Raw genomic sequence first — 13115 nt, forward strand, 5'->3', positions numbered from 1 at the left:
ATGGTCTAGTGTCAAGGAATAAAAAACGAATAGATCAGGGCCTGCAAGCCCTGATATATAAGGCCTTCACGGAACTGCTTGATAAGGTGGAAAAAAGTGGAAAAAGGTTAATAAAAAAATCTTCAGAGCAGAGCTAAATGCCTCAGGTAGAAGCCGTTTAACCATCACAACAAACAAAAAAGGCAGCCATCTGGCTGCCTTGTGCAAGTCATGTTCTGACTAGTTGGCTTTTGCCGGCTCCGCGGCTGGCTGAGCCTGTGGCGCGTCTTTTGGCAGAATCTGAATGGCGGCGATAGGCTGTTCACTTTTCTGAGACAACTGAACCAGTTTATTGAGCTGACCCATTGAGCTGAGCATGGCATACATGGCGCCCAGAAAACCATTGCGGTGCAGTTTCAATACCTGCTCATCATCTAGCTTCATCAGCTTCTCTTCGCTGATACTATACAGTCCAACCAATTGGCGTTGTTCACCACTGGCATAACGAATACCCAAGCGAAGCTCTTCTACTAAATCCAACTCTGTGATGGTCTTAACAAAATCCTGGGTCAGGTTTTCACTGTTAACCAGCTCTGCCATCAACTTCTGACGGCTTTCCATGTATTCAGACACAGAACCGTCTTCATTGAACAGAGCGATCCCCTCTTTTTCATTCACCAGGTCACTGTCTTTGTCGATGAAGATAGACAGTTGATCGCCATTGGGGCGAACGTCGAAAGGATAACGTTGCAAATTCAATGGGGCGAAATGACTCTGCCATCCTTCTGCTGAATAATAGAGGTTTACGCCTTCCACCAAACCATACAAACCGGTGCAGTGATAGCGGTTCGCCGCTTCATCTTTTACCAGAACCAGCGGTACACTGCTGGCAGCGCGAGCAAATTCGCGAATAGACACACCCACCAGATGCGACCCTTTACTGTGGGTAAGGCTGGGATCCTGCTTAATCTTGATGTTCTTATGCGCTTCTTTATCCAGTAATACGTAATTTCTTGCCATGTTAGGGTCTCTTTCAATAATGTGTTTTCACTATGTGGCGGCAAGTTTCCCCGATTTCAATACCAATGTCACCCCCGGACAATCACCGCAGTCACAATATCCTCTGTCAACCGGCTTATCTTGCTTTTGCGCCTGCAGAAGATTAGCTTTGCACTAAGATGATTTAGTCAGCGTCTGGGTTGCAATCTGTTAATAGTCGACAGGCATTCCATATGACTGTTGGAGCATCGAACTCTTTTCGGACGCACACATTTTGTCTGGCCAAACCATAAAGGGGTACATCTATGAGCAGGGCCTGGGCCAACAATGCCATTGAGACCATACAAGCTGACTTTCAACGCTCTTCAGACACACATCTGATTAAACTGCAGTTCGATGCCTTTGCAGATATTGATTTTTACCTTAAGGACGAGAGCACTCATCCAACCGGCAGCCTCAAACACAGACTCGCTCGCTCCTTGTATCTTTATGGGCTCACCAATGGCTGGATCCGTCAGGACACCCCCATTATTGAGTCGTCCTCGGGCAGTACTGCGGTCTCTGAAGCCTATTTTGCCAGGTTGCTGGGGCTGCCTTTTATTGCAGTGATGCCAAAAAACACGGCCGCCCGCAAAATTCAGCAAATAGAATTTTATGGCGGGCAATGCCATTTCGTTGATAAGAGCGACCAAATCTATGCCGAGTCTCAACGATTAGCCGAGAGTTTAAAGGGTCATTACATGGATCAGTTTACTTATGCTGAACGGGCAACGGACTGGCGGGGAAACAATAACATCGCCTGCAGCATGTTTGAGCAAATGCATTACGAACGTTTCCCGCAACCGGAATGGGTAGTTATGAGCGCGGGCACCGGAGGCACCAGTGCAACCATTGGACGTTATATTCGTTACAAGTGTTTTAACACACGGTTGTTGGTGGTCGACCCTGATAATTCCGTTTTCTATCCTTTTTATCACTCCGGCAATGATCGGCTGACTTCCATTGGCAGTAAGATAGAAGGTATAGGCAGACCCAGGGTAGAGCCCTCCTTTGTCCCATCCGTGGTGGATGAGATGTTACAGGTGCCGGATGGCGCCAGTATCGTCACCATGAACTGGTTGGAAAGGGTACTGGGACGAAAAGTCGGCCCCTCGACAGGAACCAATATGTGGGGGGCCTTGCAAAAGGCTCAACGGATGAAAGACGCGGGGCGTCCGGGTTCAATCATTACCCTGTTATGTGACAGTGGTGAGCGGTATCTGGACACCTATTACAATCCACAGTGGGTCAGCAACCATATTGGTGAAACAGAAAAATATGACGTGCAACTAAAAAGGATGGTCGGCGAAGAAAGCTAGCGTCCACTTTCCCTGTCTTTGTTAGTAACGTCATAGTAAGGACAGAGGAAAACAGCCATGTTAATCAAAATCGCCCGGCCCGGTGACTGTCGTGAAAATGAGGTCACAGATGAGGACATCTTTTTAAATCGTCGTCAGTTGCTCAAACAGATGGGATTCGTTGGCGCCGGCGCGCTGTTAGCCAACAGTCCGGGGGCCGCAGCCATTAATCTGTTTGGTGATGACAATGAGAAGAGGTTCCAGACCCGCGACCTGGAGTACACCCCCGGGTCTGAGAGTGCAGAGGTATTAACCCCAAAAGCCAAAGTCATCAGCCACAATAACTTTTACGAATTTGGCACTGATAAGCGGGATCCCAAAGAAAACGCACAGGAATTTAAAGTGAACCCGTGGCAGGTCAGGATAGACGGTTTAGTCGAAGAGCCCATGACCCTGGGATACGACGATCTCTTCACCCGCTTCGAATTACAAGAGCGCATTTATCGGCTCAGGTGTGTCGAGGCCTGGTCAATGGTGATCCCCTGGATTGGTTTTGAACTGAAATCTCTGCTGCAACAGGTAAAACCACTCAGCAGCGCCAAATATGTCGCCTTTGAAACCCTGTATGATCCTGAACAAATGCCGGGGCAGCGCAACCCCTTCGTGGGCGGCGGCATTGATTACCCCTATGTAGAGGGCCTGCGGCTGGATGAAGCCATGCACTCACTGACACTTTTGTCAGTGGGGCTGTACGGTAAAACCTTACCTCCTCAGAACGGCGCCCCGATAAGACTGGTGGTGCCATGGAAATATGGGTTTAAGAGCATTAAGTCCATCGTCAGAATTCGTCTGGTGGAGTCCAGCCCCCCGACAACCTGGAATTTGCTGGCACCCAATGAGTATGGCTTTTATGCCAATGTGAACCCACAAGTGGATCACCCGCGTTGGAGCCAGGCCAGAGAGCGGCGCATTACCAAAGGTGGACTGCTATCTAATAACCGTATCGATACTCAGCTGTTCAACGGATATGATGAGGTGGCGTCCTTGTATCAGGGCATGGATTTGAGACGTCAGTACTGATGGGCCTGAAGTTCCGGATACTACCCTGGCACGTGGTGCTGGCCAAAACACTCATCCACCTGATTTGCCTCAGCTGGGCGCTGCTGGTGTATTACCAGGCGACCACGGATCAACTGGGCGGCGATCCGGTAGAAGCGGTACTCCACTTTACGGGTATCGGCGCCTTTAATCTGCTGCTGATATCTCTGTGCATATCACCCCTGGCCAAGTTATTCCGTCAGGCTCAGTTTATGAGTTTCCGGCGTCTTCTGGGTCTGTACGCATTCTTCTATGGGTTTTTACATCTGGGCAGTTTCTTGTTGTTTGAGCTGCAACTCGAGTGGCGCCTGTTGCTGTCAGAAATTATCGAACGTCCCTATATTACCGTGGGTATGGCGGCCTGGCTGATATTATTGGCCATGACCATCACCTCCACAAAAGCCCTCCAACGTAAAATGGGAAGTCACTGGCAGACACTGCATAACGGCATTTACCTGGCTGCACCTCTGGTGGCACTGCATTATATCTGGTCAGTCAAATCCAATATCCTTGAGCCTTCGCTGTATATTCTGTTTGTCGCGGTTTTGTTGAGCCTTAGGAAGGATAAGTTGTTGCGCGCATTGCGACGTAGTCAACGCAGTGTCCGGCACCGGCGCGAACACTCAGGATGAACATGGCTCAAAATCGACGTGGTTCCCGACAGCCCCGGCATACCGTCCTTCCCTGGACATAAAAAAAGCCCCGCTTTTGCGGGGCTCTTAAGGGATTGGACAATTCACTCTCCTGAATTAAGAGGCGTCAAGACCTTCAGAAGAGTGATGTCCAATTCGGTGTTGCCGCGGGCAACTTATTGTTGGAATCCTGAAGATTTGATGACACAGGGTGTCTACCACTTAATTCGCCATTCTCTGAGACAGCCCTAGCAGGGCCAGCCCTTAATTAACTGATTCTGGACAGTAACTCTTTACCAATTTCAGTGGCGATATGGCCGTTGGCTTCTGCCCAGTCTTTAAGTGCCATACCATCTTTTTCGGCCACTGACAGGTCAGACTTACTCATGCGCTTAATCATGTACACGCCAGATTCAACAGAACCATTCTCCATCGCGTAGCGAATCAGGCTACTGCCACCACAGCTGATGCCGCCGTAATAATCGCCGAGACGCAATTTGTAATCGTCCTGCACAGACTTGAGCTTCTTACGCAGCTCAGACTTGTCATCGTTCTTAACGATAGTGCAGATGTTAGCCAGATCATCATTGATGTCTGCCTGACTGACAGGGGAAAACGCAACACAGGCCAAAGTAGTGAACAATGCAATAGCTGACTTTTTCATGGTGGAGCCTCTTAACAAATAAGGTGTAGTCGGTCTTGACGCAGACAAGAATACGCCAATATCAGCAGGGCTGGTATACGCCTGCCAGTACCTATGTATAGCAATTCATACCCATCTGTTTGTGGTGCCAGTCACGCAAGGCACTGCCACTGAGCGCCGCTCAGGAAGGCCATGATACTGTGGATCATGGTTAGAAAAAGGGGGGAGTTGGCCGATAAGCCGGGTTCTGTCGAGGACAATCATTCGTCTAGGCCAGCAATCGCTCACTGGCTCAAGCAACCTACCCGGTTCCGACGCGGGCCGCGCCAAGGAACCCTATTTGGTCTTGCTCCGGGTGGAGTTTACCTTGCCACAAGCTGTTACCAGTTGCGCGGTGCGCTCTTACCGCACCCTTTCACCCTTACCGCCCGGCAAGCCGGGGTTGGCGGTCTACTCTCTGCTGCACTTGTCGTCGGCTCGCGCCGCCCAGGCGTTACCTGGCACCCTGCCCTATGGAGCCCGGACTTTCCTCCCCTGTGTGGCCCTAAGGCAACATAGCGGCGATTGTCTGGCCAACTCCGGCGGCGATTCTAACGTCTTTACCTGACAAAGGCCATCAGAGCAGGTAGATTAAAAAAGAAGGTGAAAGATAACCAAGTTCCGCCGATACTAACAATACACTCATCAAGGAGTTGCTAAGACAATGAATCTGGTACAAAAACTCATCGCGGCATTCGGCTTCATCGTTCTGGTGATGATCATTCTCACCATTTCCGTTTCCGTCAGCCTATCCGGTATGCGCGAAGCGACAGACATGACCAACCATACACTACGGGTGGTCAATGATGCCGAAGACATCGTCAAACACCTACTTAGTATCGATAGCGGTCAGCGTGGTTATGTGATTACTAATGATAAAGCCTTCCTGCAACCTTATGATGACGGTAAAGCCGGGGTAGAGAAAAACCTTAAGACATTACGTCAACTGGTAGCCGATATCCCGGAGCAACAAAAACGCCTGGATGAAGTCAGGGCCATGTATGAAGAATGGCTGGAAAATGCCATCGACCCGGGCATTTCTCTCAGGGCCATAGGACTGGAACAAGCCTCCAGATTCGTTGCCCGTGGCGAAGGAAAGGACCGGATGGAAAAAATCCGCGCTAAGCTGGACGAGTTTATCGGTGTTGAGCAGCGACTCCTCGAACAGCGCTCTGAAGATGCCAACAGCGCGTCATTCACCACTCAGACCGCTGCCATTGTGGGCGGCATTCTGGTGATTCTGGTCGCGGCGGGGGCTGCCTGGTTATTCAGCCGCCAGCTTAAACAACGCCTGGATATTGCCATGCAGGTCACCACAGATGTTGCCGATGGCAAACTGGATACAAATATTGATGATAGCGGCAATGATGAAATTGCCGAGCTGCTTTCAGCCATGAATCACATGCAGACACAGCTGCGTCAGATGATGCAACAAATAGGGAAAGCCTCCACAGAACTTAACGATGCCAGTCAGTCAGTATCCAGCACCGCCGAGCAACTCTCGGTCTCTTCTGATGAGCAATCCAACTCCAGTGATTCTATTGCCGCTTCAATTCAGGAGCTGAGTGAAAGCATCCGTCATGTCTCCGAAAATGCCCAGGAAGCCAGCAGCATTGCCACCGAATCCGGCTCCAGTGCCGAGCAAAGTGCGCAGATCATGGAGAAAATGGTGGCGGCAATGAAACGCATCAATGATGTTGTGCGTGATGCTTCTGCGCAGGTGGTGGAATTGGGCAAGCAATCTGAGCAAATCAGTTCCATCGTCAATGTCATCAAGTCCATCGCTGATCAGACCAACCTGCTGGCGCTGAATGCCGCGATTGAAGCGGCCCGTGCCGGCGAGCAGGGTCGTGGCTTCTCGGTGGTGGCGGATGAAGTCCGCACATTGGCACAACGCACCAGCGAGTCAACCGATGAAATTGAAACCATGGTAGGACGCATCCAGCAAGGTACGCAGGGTACAGTGCAACAGATGGAACGTGGTGTAAAAGAGGTCGAAGAAGGGGTGGAACTGGCAGATCAGACTGGTATTGCGATCAGGGAAATCAGGGAAAGCTTTGATCGGGTGCTGAGTGTGGTACAGGATATCAGCAATGCCCTGAGCGAACAGAATCAGGCCAGCGACGAAGTCGCAAAACATGTTGAGCGCTTCTCATCCATGACCGAACAGAACAAAGAGGCCACGCAACATACCAGTGCGACAGCGCACCAGTTACAAACACTGGCCGGGCAGTTGGGTAAAGCGGTCAGTCGCTTCCGCTACTGATTAACACCCGGACAGATAACTGTACCTGTCTCAGGTATCTTTTTTTCAGCCTAAGCCTGCAGCCCGATAACGACAGACAGATCGGCGCTGCAGCGTTTCTCTGCTAAGCTATTGAATCTGTAAAATTAATTTATCGGAATAATTCGGCACTATGAGTGAGACCGTTGGCGAAAGCCGCTACACCAAAGAATTGCGTACTCTGATCAGTAAGATCCATGATGTCACGCCGATAAAAGACTCCTTGTATGAACAGGCTGCCGACTACTTCGCTGCACAGGCTGCCGAGGATGAAAAGTTGGTGCAGTTAAACAGTCAGTTAAAAGCGGCCACCGAGGCAGACAAGAAAGGCGCTGAGACACGTCAGCAAAAAGCACAACACAATCTCAAGGCCTTTCAGCAAAAACGCAAAGAAAACCGGATTGAACGACTACATAGCCTGCTGCAACTGTGCGAGCAGATCCTACATTTGGCAACGGGTAAAGATGAGCAGGAAACCCAACGCCATTGTGCCAGGTTACTGGGTACCTTGCTCCTGATCACACCCACAGAGAATCGCAAGGTTGGCCAGTTTAATCAGCGCAGCAAACATCTTTACAAGGCCGTGCTGAGCCTACTGTTACTGGAGCGCATGCTCACCGATAAGCAAATCAGCAACCAATATGTGCTCAAGCATGCTGAACATCGTATCGCGAATCCGAAAGACAAAGACGAACTTGCTACGTGCCCTTATCGTAACCATGTGCAGATTCCGTTATTAATGACGGCCCTGATGCAGGACGTCGGCCAGTATCATCCTGATGCACAGCGTATTCTTAAAGGCCCTAACGGCGATATGAATGAGTTCAGAGTGCTGGAAAAGGAACAGCGTCTTAGTCTGCTCAAGATTAGCTATCAACAGACCCTGACCTACATGAAAACAGGACTGGGTAAAAACGCCTACGTGGGAAATTCTAAAGAGGAACGGGATGAGTTCAATCAAAATGAAGACGAGAAGCTCAAGTTTATCTTTACCCTGTTAAAGTCCTCACTGGATCCCCAACAATCCATCGGCAACCTGCTCAAGGTGCCTCAGGTATATGCCTCTGTTGTATTGTCTACCAAAAGTGTTTACGAGTATGAGTCACTGCCAAAGGCCGCCATGGTGCTTGAAAAGGCGGCAGAAAAAGGGGCACTGAATAAAACCGCAGTCGACAGTTTTGTGCGTATTGTGGGGTACTTCCCACAAGGCTTTGGGGTAACCTATATCCCTAAAGATTCCGATCGACGGGATCTCGACCGCTATGAATATGCCATCGTCACCAGCTTGTATCCGAATAACCCTCAGGTGCCTCATTGTCGCACCGCCACCAAAAGTCTCACCTTTACACAATTCGGTCAGGGCATCCGGGTTGGAACAGAGAATAATCTTTACTACCCACAAGCCCGCAAAAAGCTGGAGCGCATGAGTAAAGAGCGACTACTGGAGATTCTGAGTAAGCTGGTATCCAATTTCGAAGAGCGTAAAGAGCTGGATCTGTTACCCAAGTGCTGGCATCCCTATACCTACTTCTCATACGCTAAGCACCAGAATCTGTGGAATAAAAAAGCCACGAAGACCAATTAGATCCTGCTCAGGGCGGCCACTTTCCTATTGAAGCTGCAACCCAAGTTGATACAGGGCATTTTTCTTCAAACCATAATGGCTTGCGGTAATGGCAGCAGCCTTTTTAAGTGGCAGTTCTTTCGTCAGGCTCATCAAGAGGTTAATCGCCTCATCCGGCATTTTACCGCTCTCTTCTTCACCTGGCCCTACCATCAGCACAAACTCACCTTTTTGGTGCACAGGGTCGGCCTGCAGCCACGTCGCCACTTCTGCAGCCGGGCCCTTTTTAAAGGTCTCAAAGGTCTTGGTCAGCTCCTTCGCCAGTACCAGAGTACGGTCTTCTCCGACCTCTTCAATTAATAATAAGACGGTGTCCAGTATCCGTCTTGGCGCCTCATAAAACACCGCTGTGCCCTTTGCATTTTTCAGACGGGATAACTGTTCGCGGCGAGCCATCTCTTTTACTGGCAAAAAACCATAGAAAGCAAACTGATCGGTGGGTAAACCACTGGCACACAGCGCCGCAATCAGAGCGCATGCTCCGGGAATCGGTACGACCCGGATGCCTTGTGAGCGGCAAAGGTTGACCAGATGGTAGCCTGGGTCGCTGATCAACGGCGTCCCGGCATCACTGATCAGGGCAATGTCCAGCCCTTGTTGAAGCTTAACCAGTAATTGCTGTGCTCTCTGGGCCTCATTGTGATCATGCAAAGATAACAAGCGAGCAGAAATACGATAGTGATCCAACAGCCCTTTGCTATGGCGTGTGTCCTCAGCCGCAATCACTGCGACCTGCTGGAGAATCTGCAGGCCCCTTTGACTGATATCTGCCAAATTGCCGATTGGCGTGGCGACTATGTATAACGTTCCGACATCCGGCGCAGATTCTGTGCTCACGTGTTAACCCTTTGATTGTGTTCCCGCAAGCCACATCATAAACTAGCAGCCATGATATTTCGCCAGGAAGTTGAAACACTGCCAATGCTAAATTTGCGTAATCTGACAGTATGCCTCACGATCACCTTGTTGAGTGCCTGTGCTTCGGCACCTGACACCCGGGTTAGGGATCGGGTAACAGAGCTACCACAATCCCCCCGACAGTCGGAAACAGTCAGTGCTGAAGAGCTCTATGCAAAGGCCAGGCAGGCACCCGCACCTCAACAGGCGGGACTGTTATTGCAGGCAGTTAAAGCCTGGCATCAGGAAGGGCGCTGTGAGACGGTGTTAAAGGTGCTAAGGCCCTTGCTGCCAGAACTGCGTGACAACCTCGAAGTTGATCAGGCCAGGTTATTAAGAAGTGAATGCTTACTTGAGTTGGAAAAACCGGAACTGGCGGCAGCCAGTCTGGAAAAAGTGAGCAGGCAGTTACAAATTCTGCCCGCCAGACTGAAACTCAGCGCGGCCCTGGCAACCTATCGCAGAGACTATCTGTCAGCGGCCAATGATTTAGCGGAATTGCTAAGCCTGGATCCTGCTGCGGCAGACACTCTTTATCCACAAATATGGTCGTTACTGGAAAAAGTAGATAGTCAGCCACTGCGCACCACAGTAACAACCTCAGATTATTTGTCTCCCTGGATGGAACTCAGTCACATCAGTCGCCAGGCACCGGTAAGTGACCTGCAATGGCAAGTGGAACAATGGCAGCAACGTTATCCTGACCTGCCCCTGCCGAGATCTTTACAACAACTCCAGCAACCCTATGCGCCACAAAGGGTTGCCGTTATCCTGCCCCTATCGGGGCGTCTTGGCAATCAGGGACAAGCCTTGAAAGAAGGCATGCTGGCGGCCTATTTTGTAAACTCCCAAACAGATAAGCCTCAACTGAGCTTTTATGATTCCGTCTTGCTCGACGAAACCCGGGTCCAGCAACTGGCATTAGAACATGACTTCGTCATTGGTCCGCTACTCAGAGAGAATATTCCGACAATCCTCAGCCAATTGCCCGAGTCCACCCCTGCCCTGATGCTCAACAGGGTAGAGACAGAGAATCCGGCTCCTCATCATTACTTCTATTCGCTGGCGCCGGAAGATGAGGCCGAGCAACTTGCCAGCTACTTGCACAGCGAAGGCTATGGGATGCCGGTATTAATAACGACAGGCAGGCCTCTATATGAACGCATGGCGGAACATTTCATCCAACAGTGGCAGAAACTGGAACGTCGGCGCCCCAAGCTGTTTACCTTCACAGACAATAAAAGTATGCGCGAAGCGGTGGATGCAGTACTCAGCATCGACCAGAGTGAACGACGCATCCGGGTGGTCGAGCGGTTGGTCAATAAGGAAGTGTATAGCTTTGCCCGTAATCGACGTGACGTGGATGCCATCGTGGTCTTTGCCAATCCGTCACAAACCGAATTACTTAACCCCATGATCGAATCCAGCATCAGTCCCTTTGCCAGTATTATCCCTGTGTTTGCCAGCAGTCGCAGCTTTAGCCAGGAACTCAGCAACAACAGCCTAAGGGATCTGCGCAACCTGGTTTTCGTGGACATGCCATGGATGTTGCCGGGCAAAAACAGTGAATTCAAAGCAACGGCAAACGCATTATGGCCGGATCGTAACGACAGTCAGAACCGGTTGTTTGCCATGGGCTACGATGCCTATAACCTTGTGCCTGACCTGATGCCACTGCGTCAGCTTAAGGGGCGTTTCGTGCAGGGGCTGACCGGGGAGTTGACTCTGGATCGGATGCATCGCGTGATCCGCCGTCTGCCTTTCGGTAAAATTGAACAGGACAGGGTTGTGGCCTTTGAGGGAAATTAAGCAACGCCTGTCGGCAATATTGGGACAAGATGCTGAGACCCGGGCCTGCAAATACCTTCAGACTCAGGGACTGCAACTGGTGATAAAAAACTATCGCTGTCGGTCGGGCGAAATCGATTTAATCATGCAGGATCACCATGAATGGGTATTTGTTGAAGTGAAATATCGTTCTCGCACCCACTTCGGACACCCTGCAGAATACTTTGATACAAAAAAACGCAGGAAATTTGAATCGGCCATGTTTCAATATATGCAGCAAAAAGGGCTGAATCCGGCACTCGTTCCTCACAGAATTGATCTCATTGCCATCACCGGCAAACACATCCAATGGATAAAACAATTATGATAGATGCGATCAGAGACAGCTTTACTGAGAGTATACAAACCAAGATCGCCGCCATCGAAGTGCTGCCTGAAGCCATAGAAAAAGCAACCTATATGATGGTTCAGGCCCTGATTTCCGGAAACAAAATCCTTTGTTGTGGATGTGGACGTTCCGCTATGGATGCGCAGCAATTTGCATCACTTTTGCTTACCCGCTTTGAAGGGGATCGCCCTAGCCTGCCTGCGCTGGCCTTATCGAGTGACGCTGCCACGTTAAGCTCTGCAGCTGAAACCCATAGCCATAATGAAATATATTCCCGTCAAATCCGGGCATTGGGTCAGGGTAGCGATATCTTGTTGGCCATCTCTGTAGACGGCAATTCACGCAATATTATTATGGCCATGGAGGCTGCACTGAATCGCGATATGAGCATTATCGCGCTAACAGGACAGGATGGTGGTGAGATGGCCGGTCTGCTCGGACCCAATGATTTGGAAATCCGGGTGCCTTCCAATAAGCCCCAGCGAACTCAGGAGGTGCATCAGCTGGTCATTCACACTCTTTGCACTGGTATTGATAATTGTCTTTTCCCCGAACATAGCGGAGATGAATAAGGTGAAAAAAATAACCCTGTTACCCCTACTACTGATCTGTCTGGTTTTGCTGCAAGGATGTGCTGCAGTTGTTGTTGGAGCCGGTGTTGGTGCGGCTGCGGTTGCCCATGATCGGCGTACAGTAGGAACACAGTTAGATGACAAGACTTTAACGTCTCGCATCAACACGGCTCTGAATGAAAATGCCAACCTGAAAAAATACGCTCATATCAATGCCTATGTTTTCAACGGCGTGACATTACTGGTAGGTCAGGCGCCCAATGACGATTTAAAGCGCCAGGCGCAGCAGGTTGCCGAATCTCTTCCCCATGTAACCAAGTTGCACAACCAGATACGCATCGGCTCGCCAACAGTCACCTCAACCCGCACCCATGATATCTGGCTGGCCACCAAAGTCCGCAGTGTATTACTCACCGATAAATCCGTTGATGGGCTGCATATTAAAGTCATTGTTGAAGACTCTGAAGTCTTCTTAATGGGTCTGGTTACGCGCCAGGAGTCGAATCAAGCGGTGGAAGTGGCTCGCAACATCGATGGCGTGGCGCGTGTGGTCAAAGCATTCGAGTATCTTTAGAGAATTAGTATTCCAAAAAGAACAATATTTATGCAAAAAGATATAAGCACATCCACCCAATACGTAAATAAATCATTCCAGTTTTTTAGGGTATAGCTTTACATCGGCCAGTTGAATGGTTCTTTCCTAACTAAGTGCGCCTGTGCCTAGGGGCGCACTTTGATCTTCAGCCTTAAAATTACATTTTTTTACAAATGTGTTTCGGGATATTGAATTCTTGAACCATTCGTAATAAAAACGTAATTGTGGTGTCTGACTGCT

At 50.0% G+C, this 13115-nt stretch carries 12 protein-coding genes and 1 other RNA gene; 9 read left to right on the forward strand and 4 right to left on the reverse strand.

Features of this window, described 5'->3' with window-relative positions; genetic code table 11:
• Positions 1–219 precede the first annotated feature (219 nt).
• Positions 220–999: a SapC family protein gene (locus CCY32_RS07550; RefSeq protein WP_088329988.1), complete on the reverse strand. Its 780-nt coding sequence runs from the start codon at positions 997–999 to the stop codon at positions 220–222.
• 284 nt (positions 1000–1283) lie between these two features.
• On the opposite strand from CCY32_RS07550, the gene CCY32_RS07555 reads away from it, so the two are divergent.
• The 3 genes from CCY32_RS07555 to msrQ are packed head-to-tail and all read left to right on the forward strand — an operon-like array spanning position 1284 to position 4045.
• Positions 1284–2336: a PLP-dependent cysteine synthase family protein gene (locus CCY32_RS07555; RefSeq protein WP_088329989.1), complete on the forward strand. Its 1053-nt coding sequence runs from the start codon at positions 1284–1286 to the stop codon at positions 2334–2336.
• Between the two features lie 57 nt (positions 2337–2393).
• The gene (gene msrP / locus CCY32_RS07560) at positions 2394–3395 is read left to right on the forward strand and encodes a protein-methionine-sulfoxide reductase catalytic subunit MsrP (RefSeq protein WP_088329990.1); all 1002 of its coding nucleotides are present in this window, start codon (positions 2394–2396) and stop codon (positions 3393–3395) included.
• Positions 3395–4045, forward strand: coding sequence for a protein-methionine-sulfoxide reductase heme-binding subunit MsrQ (gene msrQ, locus CCY32_RS07565; protein WP_088329991.1), 651 nt, complete (start codon positions 3395–3397; stop codon positions 4043–4045). Before msrP ends, msrQ begins: the two co-directional genes overlap by 1 nt.
• Before the next feature lie 268 nt (positions 4046–4313).
• Here the strand turns inward: msrQ and CCY32_RS07570 are convergent, their stop codons facing one another.
• Both CCY32_RS07570 and rnpB read right to left on the reverse strand, forming a co-directional pair.
• Positions 4314–4709 (reverse strand): DUF3718 domain-containing protein, encoded by a 396-nt coding sequence (locus tag CCY32_RS07570; RefSeq protein WP_246840556.1) that lies wholly within the window; start codon positions 4707–4709, stop codon positions 4314–4316.
• Between the two features lie 199 nt (positions 4710–4908).
• An RNA gene (gene rnpB, locus CCY32_RS07575) (RNase P RNA component class A) lies at positions 4909–5268 on the reverse strand.
• 123 nt (positions 5269–5391) lie between these two features.
• Here rnpB and CCY32_RS07580 point away from each other — a divergent pair.
• Positions 5392–6993: a methyl-accepting chemotaxis protein gene (locus CCY32_RS07580; RefSeq protein ID WP_088329993.1), complete on the forward strand. Its 1602-nt coding sequence runs from the start codon at positions 5392–5394 to the stop codon at positions 6991–6993.
• 151 nt (positions 6994–7144) lie between these two features.
• Entirely contained in the window at positions 7145–8596 is a 1452-nt protein-coding gene (locus CCY32_RS07585) for a hypothetical protein (RefSeq protein WP_088329994.1), read from the forward strand.
• A gap of 24 nt (positions 8597–8620) precedes the next feature.
• Here the strand turns inward: CCY32_RS07585 and rsmI are convergent, their stop codons facing one another.
• Positions 8621–9472, reverse strand: coding sequence for a 16S rRNA (cytidine(1402)-2'-O)-methyltransferase (rsmI, locus tag CCY32_RS07590; protein WP_088329995.1), 852 nt, complete (start codon positions 9470–9472; stop codon positions 8621–8623).
• Positions 9473–9556: 84 nt separating this feature from the next.
• Here rsmI and CCY32_RS07595 point away from each other — a divergent pair, with 84 nt between their 5' ends.
• Genes CCY32_RS07595 through dolP form a run of 4 tightly spaced genes read left to right on the forward strand, consistent with a single transcriptional unit; the run spans position 9557 to position 12854 of the window.
• Entirely contained in the window at positions 9557–11341 is a 1785-nt protein-coding gene (locus CCY32_RS07595; protein ID WP_168171448.1) for a penicillin-binding protein activator, read from the forward strand.
• Complete coding sequence (locus CCY32_RS07600; RefSeq protein ID WP_088329997.1) at positions 11328–11687, forward strand: YraN family protein; 360 nt, start codon at positions 11328–11330, stop codon at positions 11685–11687. The genes CCY32_RS07595 and CCY32_RS07600 overlap by 14 nt, the downstream gene beginning before the upstream one ends.
• Positions 11684–12280: an SIS domain-containing protein gene (locus tag CCY32_RS07605; protein ID WP_088329998.1), complete on the forward strand. Its 597-nt coding sequence runs from the start codon at positions 11684–11686 to the stop codon at positions 12278–12280. The genes CCY32_RS07600 and CCY32_RS07605 overlap by 4 nt, the downstream gene beginning before the upstream one ends.
• Entirely contained in the window at positions 12273–12854 is a 582-nt protein-coding gene (dolP, locus tag CCY32_RS07610; RefSeq protein ID WP_088329999.1) for a division/outer membrane stress-associated lipid-binding lipoprotein, read from the forward strand. Before CCY32_RS07605 ends, dolP begins: the two co-directional genes overlap by 8 nt.
• Positions 12855–13115: the final 261 nt, after the last annotated feature.

It is taken from the genome of Lacimicrobium sp. SS2-24, assembly GCF_002201535.1.
Lineage (GTDB): Bacteria > Pseudomonadota > Gammaproteobacteria > Enterobacterales > Alteromonadaceae > Lacimicrobium.

Excerpts from the sequence above, each read along its gene's own strand:
- CCY32_RS07570 (WP_246840556.1), bottom strand. The coding sequence starts at position 4,709 with ATGAAAAAGTCAGCTATTGCATTGTTCACTACTTTGGCCTGTGTTGCG.
- dolP (WP_088329999.1), top strand. The coding sequence starts at position 12,273 with ATGAATAAGGTGAAAAAAATAACCCTGTTACCCCTACTACTGATCTGT.
- CCY32_RS07605 (WP_088329998.1), top strand. The coding sequence starts at position 11,684 with ATGATAGATGCGATCAGAGACAGCTTTACTGAGAGTATACAAACCAAG.
- msrQ (WP_088329991.1), top strand. The coding sequence starts at position 3,395 with ATGGGCCTGAAGTTCCGGATACTACCCTGGCACGTGGTGCTGGCCAAA.
- msrP (WP_088329990.1), top strand. The coding sequence starts at position 2,394 with ATGTTAATCAAAATCGCCCGGCCCGGTGACTGTCGTGAAAATGAGGTC.
- CCY32_RS07550 (WP_088329988.1), bottom strand. The coding sequence starts at position 999 with ATGGCAAGAAATTACGTATTACTGGATAAAGAAGCGCATAAGAACATC.
- CCY32_RS07555 (WP_088329989.1), top strand. The coding sequence starts at position 1,284 with ATGAGCAGGGCCTGGGCCAACAATGCCATTGAGACCATACAAGCTGAC.
- CCY32_RS07585 (WP_088329994.1), top strand. The coding sequence starts at position 7,145 with ATGAGTGAGACCGTTGGCGAAAGCCGCTACACCAAAGAATTGCGTACT.
- CCY32_RS07580 (WP_088329993.1), top strand. The coding sequence starts at position 5,392 with ATGAATCTGGTACAAAAACTCATCGCGGCATTCGGCTTCATCGTTCTG.
- CCY32_RS07595 (WP_168171448.1), top strand. The coding sequence starts at position 9,557 with ATGCTAAATTTGCGTAATCTGACAGTATGCCTCACGATCACCTTGTTG.